This is a genomic window from Pseudomonas asplenii, from assembly GCF_001293465.1.
In the GTDB taxonomy this organism is placed as follows: domain Bacteria; phylum Pseudomonadota; class Gammaproteobacteria; order Pseudomonadales; family Pseudomonadaceae; genus Aquipseudomonas; species Aquipseudomonas fuscovaginae_B.
Genome location: NZ_JSYZ01000027.1, coordinates 46,102 through 60,754, shown reverse-complemented (window position 1 = coordinate 60,754; position 14,653 = coordinate 46,102). Strand labels below are relative to the sequence as shown.

Sequence of the window (14,653 nt, the reverse complement as noted above, 5' to 3'; positions counted from 1 at the left end):
CATTGAATTAATCAAAATAATGAACATCGGTAAAAATAAGCCGTTGGCGTAGGAAAGTTCTGTGAGGTAATTCTATTAAAAGGGTGGGAGGTTTGTTTTTGTTGGGTGGGTGTAATATTTTTCCGTAAGGATTTTCTTGTTTTGATGTGTAGGTTGTTCTGGTGTTTCGATGAAGGCGGTATCGTGGTAGGAAGGTGTCTGGTTATTCGTGGGGTGCTATCAAGGTGATTTTCCAGGGTGGTGTGTATAAGGTGATTTCAGGTTGAAAGGATTTTCCGGCTGATACACGAAGGCGTGTTGTCTTTGCGAGGATAAGGAAGTGGTGTGTATGTACAAAAGGGACAAGGTGGAGAATCTGAAGAACAATATCAGATACCTCATGAAGAGTCGCGGCGAGACAAGGTTGTCGTTGTGCAGTGCCAGTGGGCTGACCAGGACGACGATCTACAATATTCTGGAAGGTAGGGTGGTCAACGTCCAGCAATCGACCATCCGCAAGATATCCGACTTCTTTGGGGTTTCCTACCAGGAAATAGAAACCGTCGACCTTGAACGCAGGGAAGTTGTAGAAAACAGTGTTTCCCTGCATGGAAACATGAATCCGGCGGCGGTGCCGATTATCAGGGAGCGCTCGTTACCCGATAAACTTGACAGGAGAATCGGTGAGTTGGTCGTCAGCCATCCACTGACCTACTATTTCGGGGCGGCTTGCAACCTGATCGGGGTGCTTCTGGAAAATGGTATTCGAGGCATCAATGAGCCGGGAGACTTGCTGATCGTCAGAAGGAGCGCGTCTGGCAGCGAAGGGCAAAAGCTGGTTTATGAAAGGGAAACCAACGAGTTGCAGGTGGTGGGCGAGGCGCTTGTGGACTCTGCGGCATTTCTGCTGGTGGGCGATATCATCGAGGAACGGTTCAATGGTTGAGCACAGGAAGAGCGAAAACAGCAGGTATAAGTTATTGGGTTTTGAAAATAACAAGAGCCTCGCCGTGGTCATGTTGATTTCTACAGGCAGGGTCATCAAGGTGAGGCTGGATGAGCTGCTCAAAAGTGAAATGCTGGATGACTTGAACAAGTCTGAAATCAAGGAGGTTTACCGGAAATTCTATTCGGGTGGCTCCGTGTTGACGGCCTACGAAATGAATGACCGGAATGAGCGCTCCTGGATGACCTATGTGGTCCTCAATCTGGCTTTATGCGCCATTTACATTTTTACCAATGTCTCTGCGGCAAAGCTCATACATGTCGAAGCGCTGGACGTTGTCGTGACCCCTGGTGTGTTTCTCTATCCGCTGACGTTTCTGGTCGTGGACCTGTTGAATGAGTCCTATGGGCTCAGGCTGGCAAGACGGGCGATATTGTTTGCTTTTGTGAACAATGCTTTCATCCTGTTGCTGCTGAGTCTTTCCAGTTGGGCCCCGGGCCTGCCCGGTTGGGCACTTGGGGCCTCCTACGGTGAGGTGGTCGGCCATGTTTCCTCGGCATTGATTGCTTCTTCGGTTTCGTTTCTGTTTTCCGAGTATGTGAACTCGTACCTGTTATGCAGGATAAAGCGGCTTACGAACTCCAGGTTTCTTTTCCTGCGCGTGTTTGTCAGTACTTTTTTTGCCGTGATCATAGACAGTTTTGTTTTTTGCTTTGTGCTTTTTTACGGAACGATGCCGAATGAGAAAATCCTGGATCTGATCTATGTGCAGATTGTCATAAAGATGTTTTTTGCCTTCTTCAATGTGCTGCCTGCCTATGGCGCCAGGGCACTGTTCAGACGCTATGTTTTCCAGGCTCGGCCGGCATAGGGGGGAAAGACGAGCCATGGAAGTGGCTCGTCCCCTTGAGCGGGTGTCGTCAGAGACCCAGTTTTTCTTTCAGGCTACCCATGACCTCGCGCCGATGACCCAGGAATTGCTCCAGCCCCTTCGCGCGAAGATGGCAGGCATCACACTCGGCACAGCCATCTCCTTTCACGCCCCTGTAGCAGGTCAGGGTCTCCCGCCGAATCCGCTCCAACTCTCCGTGGTGGTCCGCCAATGCCCAGGTTTCGGCCTTGCTCAACCACATCAGCGGAGTCTCGATCCGCAACGGGTAGTCCAGGCCCAATTCAATGGCCGGGTTCAGCGCCTTGATGAAGTGGTCACGGCAATCCGGATAGCCGGAAAAGTCCGTCTCGCAGACGCCGGTGACCACGGTTCGTGCACCGAGCTGGTGGGCATGGATCGATGCGAGTGTCAGAAACAGGATATTGCGGCCCGGCACGAACGTGCTGGGCACGCCGCCTGCCAGGCTGTTGGCCGCAGGGACCGGTATGGCGTCGCGGGTCAGGCTGCTGACGGCCAGTTCGTTCAACACCGTGGTGTCCAATACCTTGTGCGTGGTGACGCCCAATTGTTTGGCCAGTTGCCGCGCCACTTCGATCTCGGCGCGGTGGCGTTGGCCATAATCGAAGGTGATGCAATGGATTTCGTCGTACAGGGGGCGGACATGGATCAGACAGGTCGTCGAGTCCTGGCCACCGCTGAAAACGATTACTGCTTTTTCGGTCATTATGCTCATCCCTGGGCGGTTGTGGGTTCGCGTCGACCCTACCGCAAATGACCAACCGGCTGGCGTGGGACGTTTCTGAAATTGCGCGTGCCGTCAGGGATGACACGGTCGCGCCCGGCCAGGCTGAACTCAGGCGTCGTCCCGGCGACCTTCCAGGCGCTGACGCATCTGTTCGCTGGCGGCCGGCCCGGGCTTCACGGTGCTGTTCTGCAGCGGTACCGGACGGCCATCGGCGACGTCCGCCAGCATGAAGTGCAGTGGCCGTCCGCTTTCGCGTTCGACGATCTGCACGCTTTCGCCTTCCGGCGCGTAATGGCGATTGCCCCATTCCACCAGCGCCATCAGCACCACGCGAAAATCCCGGCCCTTGGCGGTCGGTACGTACTGGTAGCGCAGCGGGCGCTGGCTGTAGGCCTGGCGTTCGAGCAAGCCGTCTTCCACCAGCCCGTTCAGGCGCCGGGTGAGCATATTGGGGGCGATGTCCAGGCTGCGGGAGAACTCGTCGAAGCGTTTCAGCCCCTGCAGGGCGTCGCGCATGATGAGGATATTCCACCATTCGCCAACCCGCTCGAGGCTGCGGGCGATCGGGCATTCGGCATGGGCCAGGGTTTTGCGCTGCATGACGGCTCCTGCAGGGGGAATCGGATTTTTGTGAGGTCATATGTTACTTTCATGATGATAGTAACGTCCACAGGCCATTACCTTGCTCAATAACCTGCAGGAGTTGGATTGTCATGAACAAACGTATCGTTGTCACGGGCATGGGCGCACTGACCCCGTTGGGCTGCGGTGTGGAGTCGAACTGGCAGCGCCTGTTGGCCGGACAGTCGGGGATACGGCCGCTGCCGCAAGACCTGATCGGTGACCTGGCGATCGGCATCGGCGGCCAGGTCCCGGACCGTGCCCAGGACCCGGAGGCGGGCTTCGATCCCGACCTGCTGCTGGCGGCCAAGGAGCAGCGCAAGATGGACCGCTTCATCCTGTTTGCCCTGGCGGCGGCCGAGGAAGCGCTGGCCCAGGCAGGCTGGGCGCCCGATACGCTCCAGTCGCAGGCCCGTACCGGTACCATCATCGCCACCGGGGTCGGCGGTTTCCCGGCCATTGCCGAGGCGGTGCGGACGACCGACAGCAAGGGGCCGCGGCGCCTGTCGCCGTTCACCATCCCGTCGTTTCTGGGCAACCTGGCGGCCGGGCATGTGTCGATCCGTCATGGTTTCAAGGGGCCGCTCGGCACGCCGGTGACCGCCTGTGCCGCGGGCGTCCAGGCCATCGGCGATGCCGCGCGAATGATCCGGGCCGGGGAAATCGACGTGGCGATCTGCGGTGGGGCCGAAGCCTGTATCCACCGCGTCAGCCTGGCCGGTTTCGCGGCGGCCCGGGCGCTGTCGAGCGATTTCAACGAGACCCCGCAACGGGCTTCCCGACCGTTCGACCAGGCCCGTGACGGCTTTGTCATGGGCGAGGGCGCCGGCCTGCTGGTGATCGAGGCGTTGGAGCATGCCCTGGCACGTGGCGCGACGCCGCTGGCCGAACTGGTGGGTTACGGCACCAGTGCCGACGCCTATCACATGACCGCCGGTCCCGAGGACGGCGACGGTGCCCGCCGTGCCATGCAGCAGGCGCTGCTGCAGGCCGGGATCGACCCCTCGCAGGTCCGTCACCTGAACGCCCATGCCACTTCGACGCCGGTGGGTGACAAGGGCGAACTGGCGGCGATCAAGGCCGTGTTCGGTACCCGGGGCGGCCCGGCGATCAGCTCGACCAAGTCCGCCACCGGGCATCTGCTGGGGGCCGCCGGCGGCATCGAGGCGATTTTCACGGTGTTGGCGTTGCGCGATCAGGTGGCACCGGCGACGCTCAACCTGGAGAACCCCGATGAGGCAGCCGAAGGGCTCGACCTGGTCCGTGGTCAGGCCCGACCGTTGTCGATGGACTATGCGCTGTCCAATGGCTTCGGTTTCGGTGGGGTGAATGCCAGCGTGCTGTTCAAGCGCTGGGTATAGAGAAAAGGGTTTGCCCCTGTGCATGGCATCGCCTGTCTCGACACCTTGTGGGCGGGGCAGGCTTCGCGTAGCACACAGGCGATTTGCAGGCGGTTTTGTATCAGTGTGTATCCTGGCCGTTGCGCGATACACAGGCTTTCCCAATGGCCCGGAACTCGACACAGGCCGGATACGTCATGGCGGTCAAATGCATCCACGGTTTGCAGGGCGTCATCCAGACCCCTGACCCATGGCTGGCAACGGAGAGATCACCATGAAGAAGGCACTGCACAACAACAGGAACGGCCTGGGCCGCCTGGCCGGTTCGTCGATGCTCGCACTCGCCCTGTTCGGCATTTTCGGGGCGACCCAGGCGCAGGCGGCTGCCTCGGCAACGGTCGATACAACCAGTGCCAGCACCTCCCACTCCGCACCTTCGCCTTTCGGCCCCCTCAAGCACATCAAGGCCGGGCTGCTTGACGTGGCCTATGCCGAAACCGGCCCGGCCGATGGCCCGGTGGTGATTCTGCTGCACGGCTGGCCGTATGACATTCACAGCTATGACAACGTCGCGCCGTTGCTGGCCGCCAAGGGCTACCGGGTGCTGATGCCCTACGCCCGTGGCTACGGCGATACCCATTTCCTCTCCGCGAAAACCCTGCGCAACGGTCAGCCCGCGGCGTTGGCGAGCGACGTCATCGACTTCATGGACGCGCTGAAGATCAAGCAGGCCGTGCTGGGTGGTTATGACTGGGGCGCGCGCTCGGCGGATATCGTCTCGGCCCTGTGGCCGGAGCGGGTCAAGGCGCTGGTCTCGGTCAGCGGTTACCTGATCGGCAACCAGGCGGCTGGCAAGAACCCGCTGCCGCCCAAGGCCGAATTGCAGTGGTGGTACCAGTTTTATTTCGCCACCGACCGCGGTCGTGCCGGCTACGAGAAGAACACCCATGACTTCGCCAAGCTGATCTGGCAGACGGCTTCGCCGAAATGGGCATTCGACGATGCCACCTACGACCGTAGCGCCAAGGCGCTGGAGAATCCCGACCATGTCGACATCACGGTCTTCAACTACCGCTGGCGCCTGGGCCTGGTCCAGGGCGAGCCTCGATACGACGCGCTGGAACAGAAACTGGCCACGGCGCCATCGATCAGCGTGCCGACCATCACCCTCGAGGGTGATGCCAACGGCGCGCCGCATCCGGCGCCCGAGGATTACGCCAAGCGTTTCACCGGCAAGTACGAGTTCCGCCTGATCAGCGGCGGTATCGGTCACAACCTGCCGCAGGAGGCTCCAGAGGCCTTCGCCAAGGCAGTGATCGACGCGGATCATCTCTGAGGTCACGGCTGTCCGTTCCCGAGCTGCGCACGTTCAGCGGCCCCTGGCCTGTTCGTCGCGCAGCGTCATCACCGCACTGTTGATACTGGCAACGAGCTTGCCATCTTCGCGTTCGATTTCGCACAGATAATGACTGATCGTTCGGCCCAGGTGAGTCGCCCTGGCCCGGGCGTGCAGTCGCGACTGCCAGACCGGGCGCAGGAAGGTCGCCTTGAGATCGATGCTGGTAAAGCTTTGCGCTGCCTGCATCAACGTCGAATGGGCCGTACCGATGGCCGCGTCGGCCAACTCGCACAGCAGCCCACCGTGGACCGTGCCCTGCTGGTTGCCGTGCAACGCCGCATCGGCATCGAGTGCCAGGGTCGCCGTGGCCTCGCCGATGGCGACCAGACGAAAGCCCAGCAGGCGGGAAATCGCCGTGGGGTACTGCATATGGGTGATGTCACTTTCAGCCAGCGTGCCGTCAAGCTGGCGCTGCAGGTACTCCAGTACCGGGAGTGGACGAACGGGTGCGGTCATGCAACCTCCTGTCGAGTGAGTGCCAGCGATTGGGCGTTTGCAGTGTGTGCGCCTAGAATGGAACAATCAAAAAATTGTCCTAGGGACATCCCCCGATGGCTGTTTCTTCTGTTTCCCGGGCGCTCGAAACGCTGGTGGCCGATATCCGCAGTGGCCGCCTGCCACCCGGCACGCCGTTGCCCACCCATCGCCAGCTCGCCCGCCAGCACGGCATGGCGATCGCCTCGGCGAGCAAGGTCTACGCCCGGCTCAAGGCCATGGGGCTGGTGGTCGGCGAGACGGGGCGGGGCACCTTCGTGCGTGATCGACCCCAGCAGCGCGAATGGGACAGTGGCGATGAGGCGCGGCTGAGCGCCAGTGCGATCGATCTGTCGTTCAACCATCCCGTCTGGCCGGGCCAGGCGGAACAGTTGCGCAGCCTGTTGCGCGACTTGGCGAACAGCGGCGACCTGGCGGCATTGCTGCACCAGCAGCCGCCGGGCGGGCGGCGCCACGAGCGGCGCATCGTCGGCGAGTTCCTGGCCAGGGCACGCGGCCTGGCGGTTGACGCGCAACAGGTGTTCCTGGTCAACGGTGCGCAGCAGGGGCTGGACGTTTGCGTGCGAGCCTTGCTCCGACCGCATGACGAGGTGGCCGTCGATGCCTTGACCTATCCCGGCTTCAGGATGCTGGCCGGTGTCCACGGGCTGGTGTTGCAGCCTGTTCCGGGCTTGAGTGACGGGCCGGACCTGGACGCGCTCGAGGAGGTGTGTCGGCAGCGACGGATTCGGGCGATCTACACCATGCCCACGTTGCACAATCCGTTGGGTTGGGTGCTGGACGCGAGCCAACGCCAGCGGCTGGTGACGATTGCCCGTCGGCATGATTGCCTGCTGATCGAGGATGCCGGCTACGCCTATCTGGTTGACGAGGCACCGCCGGCGCTGCTGAGCTTGGCACCGGAGCGCACCCTGTATGTCTCCAGCCTGTCCAAGAGCCTGGCCAGCGGGCTGCGCTTCGGTTTCGTCGTGGTGCCTGCGGCTTGTGCCGCTCGAGTGAAGGAAGTGATTCGTGCCAGTTCCTGGAGCATGCCCAGTGTGGTCACCGCCATGGCCACCCGCTGGATCGCCGATGGCACCGCCGCCCGTCAGGAAAGCTGGCTGCGCGACGAGGCCCGCCGTCGGCAGGTCATCGCCCGGGAGGTATTGGCCGGCATGGAGATCATCGCTCACCCGGCCTCTTTGTTTCTCTGGCTCCGCTTGCCGGAAGCATTGCGCATGGATCGCATCGCCACCGCTCTGGCCGAAAACGGCATTGCCGTGTCCAGGGCCGAGGCCTATGCGACCACCCGGCATGCGCCGCATGCCTTGCGCCTGGGGCTGAGCTCAGTGCCGTCGGCACAGTTGCCAGCGGTGCTGGCGCGGGTCAGGCAAGTCATCGAAGACTTCCCGATCTAGGCGTTCAGTCCGTCAGAAAGTTGGCAAAAAGCCATCTATGGGCAGGCTGTCTGCAATGAAAAGCATTATGATTGACGCTTTTGTCCCGTAAGTCAGAAAGGCCAGTCCGTCTATGTCGCTTGACCCCGTCACGTTGTTGACACTCACGATCGCCCTGGCGGCGGCCGCCGCGTTGTACTTGGCGGTCGAGTGGCGCAGTGTTCGTGAGCCATCACTGCTGTTCTGGAGTTCGGGTTTCGCAACGATCAGCATCGGCTCGACTCTCGCCCTGCTGCGTGGAAGCGGTTTTCTGCTGCTGGGTATCTGGTTCGCCAACGGCCTGCTGGTGACCGCGCACTGGTTTTTCCTGATGGGGGTTGCGCGGTTCACCGAAACCCGGCTCTCCCGTAGCTGGTTACTGGTTGTCGTGGTCTGGGTCGCCATGCTGTTTCTGCCCAATGACCCGTCGTGGTCGAAGATCATGATGCTGGTCAATTCGTTGATGGTTGCCCTGGTGACCTTGCGTGCCAGCTTTCTCCTGCGCCCCCATGGCAAGTCGTTGAGTGTGGGGGCGGTGCAGTTGCGCTATGTGTTGCTGATCCACGGGGTTTTCTATCTGATCAAGGCCTTGTCGACGATCATCCCGGGCACTTTGATCGACCTTGCCGCGTTTCGTGGCGAGATCATCCAGATTTCGCTGGTCGAGGGGGCGATGGCGATCATGCTGATTGCGTTATCGATGACCGGCACCGAACGATATCGCCGGGAAAAGCGTATTGCCCGACTGGCGGCCCGTGATCCGTTGACCGCCATGTACAACCGTCGGGCCCTCGAAGTGCGTGCGCCGCGCCTGCTCGAAGAGGTCTCGGATACCCGGCCGGGAGCATTGCTGCTGATCGATGTCGACAACTTCAAGCTGGTCAACGATCTCTACGGTCATACGGCCGGCGATCGCCTGCTCGTGGCGCTGAGCGAGATGATTCGTTCGGTGTTGCCCGAAGGTGCACTGGCTGCCCGGTTGGGCGGAGACGAGTTCGTCATTCTGCTGGGCGGCACGTCGGGTGAGCAGGTCATTCATCTGGGCAGCACGCTGCGTGACCAGTTTCAGCAGGCTGTTCGCCAGACGTTCGACACGCCCCAGGCGGTGACCCTCAGCATCGGCGCCAATCTGTTCGACCAGCCGCCCAGCAGCCTGGCGGCCCTGATCGAACGCAGCGATGCGGCACTCTACGAGTCCAAGCGTGGCGGGCGTGACAGTATTCGCCTGATCGACCGGACCGCTCCCCGCAGCGAGGCTCAGCGCACATCCTGATTCGCGGCTGTCGCCAACTGACGGGGAGGGGGGAGGCAATGGCGGCCAACAAGGATCGGGCTGCCAGGTTGAGCCGCTATTGGCCAAAAATCATGTCGAAGGCGAGCCGGCCCAGCGGGAGCATCAGAACCGCAAAGATGATGCCTAGCTGCCAGTACACCAGTTTGAATCTTGATTCGGTGTCCATTTTCAATTCGGTGATCGACGTCTTCAACGTGAAGCCCTGATCCTTGATGGCTGCGCGCAGTTCGTTACCTTGTTTTTCCATCGCCATACGCAGGTCATTGCCTTGTTTCTGCATCGCCATGCGCAGTTCGTTGCCCTGTTTCTCCATGGCCATGCGCAGTTCGTTGCCCTGTTTCTCCATGGCCGTGCGTAGTTCGTTGCCTTGTTCCTCCATCGCACTGCGCAGTTCATGCCCCTGTTTTTCGATCTCACCACGCAACTCGTGGCCTTGTCTTTCCAGGGCCAGGTGAAATTCGTGGCCTTGTTTCTCCATCGCAAGGCGGAATTCACTGCCTTGCTCCCTGATTTCCGCTCGAAGCTCAACCCCTTGCACGGAGACGGCCTTGGCCAGGGTAGCTATCTGCTCACCTTGCTGCCTGACCGCGCCTTGCAGTTCCCTGACCGAGCCTTGCAGCTCCCTGATCGGGGCTCGCAGGCTCTGGCCCAGGTCGGCAATCTTCTGATTCATCTGCTTCTCGACGCGAATCAGGGCGGATCTTGATGCAGGATTTTGCATTTCGCCTCCCAGGCCCTGGCGACGGCCCCGGGTCCTTCGGGTGATGCGTTCATGGGATGTCTGCACGTTGTTCATATCCTGGCCTCGAAGATTGAAGCCACTAAAGGGGCCTTCTGCCCCTGGCAACAAGCCTGATCACATAATTGAACCGGATACCCCAGGTGAGATAGTCAGTGCGTTCTCCGGTGGCCGTAAGAAAATACTTCGCGTGTTGCGTGCAAAGGAACGGTTATCCCCCTTGGGCGGGTCGAAGGATTGGGGCCGTTCCGTTCGGGCTTATTGAGCCTGCGGTATTGGGAGTACGGTTGTCCTACGATTGGGCCAACAAGGGCATGGCAGTATTTGCAAAAGAGTATTAACAAGGCAATGGCGCCAATATATTGCCGAGATTGCCTGTCCACTGGGGGAAAACCTATTTAAAGAGGGCAGGTGATCCGAACCCGGCGCAAGAGGATTAAAAGGATATCTTCCGGCGCTGTGGACAGTGATGTCTCTTTTTGGTGCGGCGGAGCATCGTAATGGATAGATTGTCCGACGTTTTTCAATTAATACCTGCTGTTGCTTAACAGATACATATGCTGTTGCTAATCAATTGCACTCATGCGGTGCAACTCCGGCAAGGCGGGACCGGTGCCGGGCAAGGGCACTGGTCCGAAGTGGGGCAGGCCTTTCAGGCACAGACCTTGGCGATCTGCTCGCGCAGCCAGGCACTGGCGCTGTTCTGGCCGCTCTTGCGGTCCCAGAGCATGTCCATGGTGAAGCTGGGCAGGCCCACCGGCGGCTTGCAGAAGGCGAATTTCGTCTCGTCGCAGATGAGCATCTGGATGCGCCGGGGCAGGGTCAGGACCAGTTCCGTCCCGTTGATCATTTCCAGTGCCGCCACATAACTGTTGGAACGGGCGACGATCTGTCGGGTATAGCCTTGTTTGCCCAGCCAGCCATCGACCATGTTGGTATCCGATATCCAGGGCGTGGGAAATACATGCTGGCGGGCAACAAAACTTTCCAGATTGAATTTGTTTCCGGTGGGGGTGAATTTCTTGTCGACGACACAGACCAGATCATCGTCGAGCAGTACTTTTGACTTGAAGTTTCTGGCGTCGCGGTGAAAGTTTGGCCCGGAACAAATTACCAGGTCGAGGCGGCCGTCTGAAAGTTTTTCCGCGGGGATATCCTTGTTGAACTTGTGAACGTTTATGATGACCGGGAAACTGCTTTTGATGAAACTTTTCAGAAGTGTCGGAAGTATCAGTAACTCGAAATACTCGGGAGCGCAGATGTTGAACGTTATCTCTTTCTTTGCCGGATCGAATGGCTTTGTTTCCGAATGACAGAGATTGATGCTTTTAAGGATGTTGATGACATGGCTGTACATGCTGGTGGCCTTGCTGGTGGGCCACATGGCATTGCGGGTATGGATGAACAGTTCGTCCTCGAAGCTGGTACGCAGCTTCTTCAGGCAGTAGCTGACGGTGGACTGGCTGACGCAAAGGGTTTCGGACACCTCGGTAACGCTGCTCTGCTCATATATCGCAACAAATACCATCAGGTCCTGCATGTCCAGCTTTCTAAGCAAATTGCTATTGAGCATAAGAGATCCGTCTCGATGAAAATCCAATGGCGCTAATTCGTCACATTCCAGTGATTCATTCTATTTGTATATTAGCGGAAGCAATTTATTTTTTAAATAGCCTCGGCGAAGCCTCCTCCCTATATTCGCGTCTCACATTTTGATTACCCCTGCACAGGGACGGAGGAGGACGAAATGTTGGTACGTGTCACGGAAAATCAGACACCGTTGTGGATACAGGCGACGGAAGTTGTGAAAGAAAAATTTCGCAGCTCTTATAAGGCCAGTGTAGAACCCAACCCGCAGTACTTTGCTTTGACGCAGGATGCCGATGAGCAGATTCTCTCTTGCGCCGGTATAACGTTTGCCGATCACCGGACGTTGTTCTCCGAACAGTACCTGTCGGAGCCGATCGAGGTGATTCTGTCGCGGCGCTTCGAGAAGACCATCGATCGCTCGAACATCGCCGAAATTGGCAACCTGATTTCCCACCATCTGACCGCGGGCATCATCATGGTCAACATGATCCCGCTGCTGGCCTGGTGCATGGGCGCCCATTACCTGCTGTGCACGGTCACACCGCGGGTGCGGGAGATGATGGAGAGCTGCCAGATCGTGTTCGAGCCGCTGCTCGCCGCCGATCCGGACCGTCTGGTCAATGACGACGGCAAGAGCTGGGGCAGCTACTACTCGAAACAGCCGGTGACCGGTTTCATTCGCGTCGACCCGCAACGCTCGCGCTTCGCCGCCTTGACCCTCAATACGCTGTTCAGCCAGTTGCCGACCGACCTGCCAGCGAGGGCGCAACCATGAGCGGTGCATTCATTGCCGACTTGCGGCAGGCCTTGCAGGTCAATCGCGATGCCATCTGCGCGGTCGATTGTGCGGCAAACGGCCTGGAGCAGGGGGGCACCCTGACTTATGGCCAGTTGGAGCAGCGAGCCCTGAACCTGGCCGCCGAGCTGCAACGGCGCTTCAGTGCCGGCAGCGCGGGTGAGCGGGTGGTGCTGGGTATTGCAACGCGCAACAGCAGTGACTGGTTGGTGGCCGACCTGGCCTGCCTGTTCGCCGGCATCACCGCATTGCCCTTGCCACTGGCCTTCAGTCAGTCCCAGGCCGAGCACCTGGCCACGCGCTGCGATGGCTTCCTGGTCGATCACGCGGGGCTGCGTACCTTGACCGAGCGCTGGCTGCTGGACTTCCCCGAGGAGCGTCTGCGCCGGCTCGACCTGCCGGCCATCGAGCAGCCGCTGCTGAATGTGGCGGGCGATGACGAGTGGATCTGCAAGATCATCCATACCTCGGGCACCACCAGCCGGCCCAAGGGGGTGCGCCTGAGCACGGCGGCGGTAGGGGCCGTGCTGGCCTCGTTGCGTCAGGGGATGCCTGCCGATGCCCACCGTCGCTACCTGTCGCTGGTCCCGTTGAGCCTGCTGCTGGAACAGGTCACCGCTGCTTACCTGCCGCTGCTCGCAGGGGGGACGGTGTTCTTCCTGCCGGAAGCGGAGCCGCTGTTGGGGGAGCCGGGGGCTTCGCCACAACGTCTGATCGACTGGCTGCTGCGGGTCGAGCCGACGGCGATGACCGTGCCGCCGGTGATGCTCAACCGTTTCTACGAACAACTGGCCCAGGGCGACGAGCCGGGTGAGCGACTGTCGCGCTACCTGCATTCGGGTGTGCACATCACCTGTGGCGGTGCGGCGGTCAGCGTCGACATTCTCAAGGCCCTGGCCGAGGATGGGATCCCGGTGTTCCAGGGCTACGGGCTCTCCGAGAACGCCTCGGTGGTGAGCATGAACACTGCCTTGCACCAGCGTCTGGGCAGCGTCGGCAAACCGCTGGCGCACGTCCAGGTGCGCATCGGCGCCGACCAGACCATCGAGGTCAAGAGCAGCTCGCTGTTCAGCGGTTATTCGGGCCTGGACCCCAGTGCCTGTTCGATGTCCGAGGATGGCTGGATGGACACCGGCGACCTGGGCTCGCTGGATGCCGATGGCTACCTGTACGTCCACGGGCGCAAGAAGAATGTGATCTGCCTGCCCAACGGCCGCAACGTCAGCCCGGAGCAGGTCGAGCTGGAATACCGCGAGTACCCGGGGGTACGCGACGCCGCAGTGTTTTTCGATGAAGAGCATGGCCTGGTGGCCCTGCTCTGCGTCGAGTCTCTGCCGGAGCGGACCGAACTGGCCCACTGGTCGGCGCGACGCTTTTCCGACATCGAGCGGCCCAGCCGCCTGTGGCTGCTGACCAAGGACGATCCGCTGCTCGAACAGCTCTACACCGTGACCGGCCGCCCGAAGCGCGCCGACATCGCCACTGTTTTCTCCACACTGCAAGGGAATGCAACCCATGAACTCGCCTGCCTATCACTCTGAAAGTCCCGCCGTCTCGATTATCGAGCCCCGGCATTTCACCAGCCTGGGCAAGCCCGAGCTGTATGAACTGCTTGGCCACTACGGCATCGTGCTGTTTCGCAATTGCATCCACAGCGCCGAAGACTTCAGTGCCTTCGTGCGCCAGAACAGTTCGCGGTTGAGCCTGGACCCGGCACGGGTCATGGTCGGCGGCGCGGCGCAACTGGTGGATGCCGGGCGCGATGCGGTCGGCCTGCACTGCGAGAACGGCAACTCGCCGTTCTGGCCCGACATCACCTGGTTCTACTGCCAGGAAGCACCGCGCAAGGGCTCGCAGACCACCCTGTGCGATGGCGAGAAGGTCCTGGGGAAATTGTCGGCCGAGTGCCGCGAGTTCTTCGAGCACAACTCGATCCGCTACAGCCGCACCGTGGCCGGAGACAAATGGCGTCGGCTGGTCTGCCACTATTCCTCGACGCTCTCGGATCCGTCCGCGGTGACCATCGAGGATTTGTTGCAGATCACCGGTGATGACCCACGCACGCAGATCACCTTCAACCCGGCCGACGACTCGATCCACTACGCCTTCAGCACGCCGGCGATCCTGGTCTCCGAATTCAGCCAGCGTCCGGCTTTCGCCAACAGCATTCTCGGCCCGTCCTTCAACTATGAGGCGCCGGTGATCGATACCGTCTCCGGCTTGCCGATCCCGGCCGAGTTCCTGGCCGAAATCGCCGCGGTGACTGCCCAGGAAACCTACCCGGTCGGCTGGCGCGACCACGACATGGTGATGATCGACAACCGCCGGGTCATGCATGGTCGTCAGGCCATCGTCGATGACCGTCGACGCATCTTCAATGCCCTGAGCTACCGTTGAGAGCT

Annotated in this window: 14 protein-coding genes; 9 read left to right on the top strand and 5 right to left on the bottom strand. The window is 60.3% G+C overall.

Annotated features, from left to right (window positions below; genetic code table 11):
- Positions 1 to 328: 328 nt before the first annotated feature.
- Complete coding sequence (locus PF66_RS28750; RefSeq protein WP_054064544.1) at positions 329 to 925, top strand: helix-turn-helix transcriptional regulator; 597 nt, start codon at positions 329 to 331, stop codon at positions 923 to 925.
- Positions 918 to 1,796 carry a queuosine precursor transporter gene (locus PF66_RS28745; RefSeq protein WP_054064543.1) on the top strand — a complete coding sequence of 293 codons (879 nt, stop codon included), beginning with the start codon at positions 918 to 920 and terminating at the stop codon, positions 1,794 to 1,796. Before PF66_RS28750 ends, PF66_RS28745 begins: the two co-directional genes overlap by 8 nt.
- 49 nt (positions 1,797 to 1,845) lie before the next feature.
- On the opposite strand, the gene queC is transcribed toward PF66_RS28745, so the two are convergent.
- Both queC and PF66_RS28735 read right to left on the bottom strand, forming a co-directional pair.
- Positions 1,846 to 2,541 carry a 7-cyano-7-deazaguanine synthase QueC gene (gene queC, locus PF66_RS28740; protein WP_054064542.1) on the bottom strand — a complete coding sequence of 232 codons (696 nt, stop codon included), beginning with the start codon at positions 2,539 to 2,541 and terminating at the stop codon, positions 1,846 to 1,848.
- Positions 2,542 to 2,670: 129 nt separating this feature from the next.
- A complete protein-coding gene (locus PF66_RS28735; protein WP_054056945.1) occupies positions 2,671 to 3,162 on the bottom strand; it encodes a winged helix-turn-helix transcriptional regulator in 492 nt (163 codons plus the stop codon).
- A 113-nt stretch (positions 3,163 to 3,275) separates the two neighbouring features.
- Between PF66_RS28735 and fabF the strand changes: the two genes are divergently transcribed.
- Both fabF and PF66_RS28725 read left to right on the top strand, forming a co-directional pair.
- Positions 3,276 to 4,544 (top strand): beta-ketoacyl-ACP synthase II, encoded by a 1,269-nt coding sequence (fabF, locus tag PF66_RS28730; RefSeq protein ID WP_054064541.1) that lies wholly within the window; start codon positions 3,276 to 3,278, stop codon positions 4,542 to 4,544.
- 253 nt (positions 4,545 to 4,797) lie between these two features.
- The gene (locus PF66_RS28725) at positions 4,798 to 5,859 is read left to right on the top strand and encodes an alpha/beta fold hydrolase (RefSeq protein ID WP_054064540.1); all 1,062 of its coding nucleotides are present in this window, start codon (positions 4,798 to 4,800) and stop codon (positions 5,857 to 5,859) included.
- A gap of 33 nt (positions 5,860 to 5,892) precedes the next feature.
- On the opposite strand, the gene PF66_RS28720 is transcribed toward PF66_RS28725, so the two are convergent.
- A complete protein-coding gene (locus PF66_RS28720; protein WP_054064539.1) occupies positions 5,893 to 6,378 on the bottom strand; it encodes a PaaI family thioesterase in 486 nt (161 codons plus the stop codon).
- Positions 6,379 to 6,473: 95 nt separating this feature from the next.
- Between PF66_RS28720 and PF66_RS28715 the strand changes: the two genes are divergently transcribed.
- Together PF66_RS28715 and PF66_RS28710 are read left to right on the top strand one after the other, a co-directional pair.
- Positions 6,474 to 7,814 (top strand): PLP-dependent aminotransferase family protein, encoded by a 1,341-nt coding sequence (locus tag PF66_RS28715; RefSeq protein WP_054064538.1) that lies wholly within the window; start codon positions 6,474 to 6,476, stop codon positions 7,812 to 7,814.
- Positions 7,815 to 7,926: 112 nt separating this feature from the next.
- Positions 7,927 to 9,105 (top strand): GGDEF domain-containing protein, encoded by a 1,179-nt coding sequence (locus tag PF66_RS28710; RefSeq protein ID WP_192842736.1) that lies wholly within the window; start codon positions 7,927 to 7,929, stop codon positions 9,103 to 9,105.
- Positions 9,106 to 9,181: 76 nt separating this feature from the next.
- Here PF66_RS28710 and PF66_RS28705 read toward each other — a convergent pair whose 3' ends face one another.
- Positions 9,182 to 9,922: a hypothetical protein gene (locus PF66_RS28705; RefSeq protein ID WP_152973103.1), complete on the bottom strand. Its 741-nt coding sequence runs from the start codon at positions 9,920 to 9,922 to the stop codon at positions 9,182 to 9,184.
- Positions 9,923 to 10,517: 595 nt separating this feature from the next.
- The gene (locus tag PF66_RS28700) at positions 10,518 to 11,438 is read right to left on the bottom strand and encodes a LysR family transcriptional regulator (RefSeq protein ID WP_054059267.1); all 921 of its coding nucleotides are present in this window, start codon (positions 11,436 to 11,438) and stop codon (positions 10,518 to 10,520) included.
- Positions 11,439 to 11,612: 174 nt separating this feature from the next.
- Here PF66_RS28700 and PF66_RS28695 point away from each other — a divergent pair, with 174 nt between their 5' ends.
- Genes PF66_RS28695 through PF66_RS28685 form a run of 3 tightly spaced genes read left to right on the top strand, consistent with a single transcriptional unit; the run spans position 11,613 to position 14,648 of the window.
- Positions 11,613 to 12,230, top strand: a complete 618-nt coding sequence (locus PF66_RS28695) for a thermostable hemolysin (protein ID WP_054059268.1) — start codon at positions 11,613 to 11,615, stop codon at positions 12,228 to 12,230.
- Complete coding sequence (locus PF66_RS28690) at positions 12,227 to 13,792, top strand: AMP-binding protein (protein ID WP_054059269.1); 1,566 nt, start codon at positions 12,227 to 12,229, stop codon at positions 13,790 to 13,792. Before PF66_RS28695 ends, PF66_RS28690 begins: the two co-directional genes overlap by 4 nt.
- Positions 13,767 to 14,648 (top strand): TauD/TfdA family dioxygenase, encoded by an 882-nt coding sequence (locus PF66_RS28685; RefSeq protein WP_054059270.1) that lies wholly within the window; start codon positions 13,767 to 13,769, stop codon positions 14,646 to 14,648. The genes PF66_RS28690 and PF66_RS28685 overlap by 26 nt, the downstream gene beginning before the upstream one ends.
- The last annotated feature ends 5 nt before the right edge of the window (positions 14,649 to 14,653 follow it).

Excerpts from the sequence above, each read along its gene's own strand:
- PF66_RS28750 (WP_054064544.1), top strand. The coding sequence starts at position 329 with ATGTACAAAAGGGACAAGGTGGAGAATCTGAAGAACAATATCAGATAC.
- PF66_RS28745 (WP_054064543.1), top strand. The coding sequence starts at position 918 with ATGGTTGAGCACAGGAAGAGCGAAAACAGCAGGTATAAGTTATTGGGT.
- queC (WP_054064542.1), bottom strand. The coding sequence starts at position 2,541 with ATGACCGAAAAAGCAGTAATCGTTTTCAGCGGTGGCCAGGACTCGACG.
- PF66_RS28735 (WP_054056945.1), bottom strand. The coding sequence starts at position 3,162 with ATGCAGCGCAAAACCCTGGCCCATGCCGAATGCCCGATCGCCCGCAGC.
- fabF (WP_054064541.1), top strand. The coding sequence starts at position 3,276 with ATGAACAAACGTATCGTTGTCACGGGCATGGGCGCACTGACCCCGTTG.
- PF66_RS28725 (WP_054064540.1), top strand. The coding sequence starts at position 4,798 with ATGAAGAAGGCACTGCACAACAACAGGAACGGCCTGGGCCGCCTGGCC.
- PF66_RS28720 (WP_054064539.1), bottom strand. The coding sequence starts at position 6,378 with ATGACCGCACCCGTTCGTCCACTCCCGGTACTGGAGTACCTGCAGCGC.
- PF66_RS28715 (WP_054064538.1), top strand. The coding sequence starts at position 6,474 with ATGGCTGTTTCTTCTGTTTCCCGGGCGCTCGAAACGCTGGTGGCCGAT.
- PF66_RS28710 (WP_192842736.1), top strand. The coding sequence starts at position 7,927 with ATGTCGCTTGACCCCGTCACGTTGTTGACACTCACGATCGCCCTGGCG.
- PF66_RS28705 (WP_152973103.1), bottom strand. The coding sequence starts at position 9,922 with ATGAACAACGTGCAGACATCCCATGAACGCATCACCCGAAGGACCCGG.
- PF66_RS28700 (WP_054059267.1), bottom strand. The coding sequence starts at position 11,438 with ATGCTCAATAGCAATTTGCTTAGAAAGCTGGACATGCAGGACCTGATG.
- PF66_RS28695 (WP_054059268.1), top strand. The coding sequence starts at position 11,613 with ATGTTGGTACGTGTCACGGAAAATCAGACACCGTTGTGGATACAGGCG.
- PF66_RS28690 (WP_054059269.1), top strand. The coding sequence starts at position 12,227 with ATGAGCGGTGCATTCATTGCCGACTTGCGGCAGGCCTTGCAGGTCAAT.
- PF66_RS28685 (WP_054059270.1), top strand. The coding sequence starts at position 13,767 with ATGAACTCGCCTGCCTATCACTCTGAAAGTCCCGCCGTCTCGATTATC.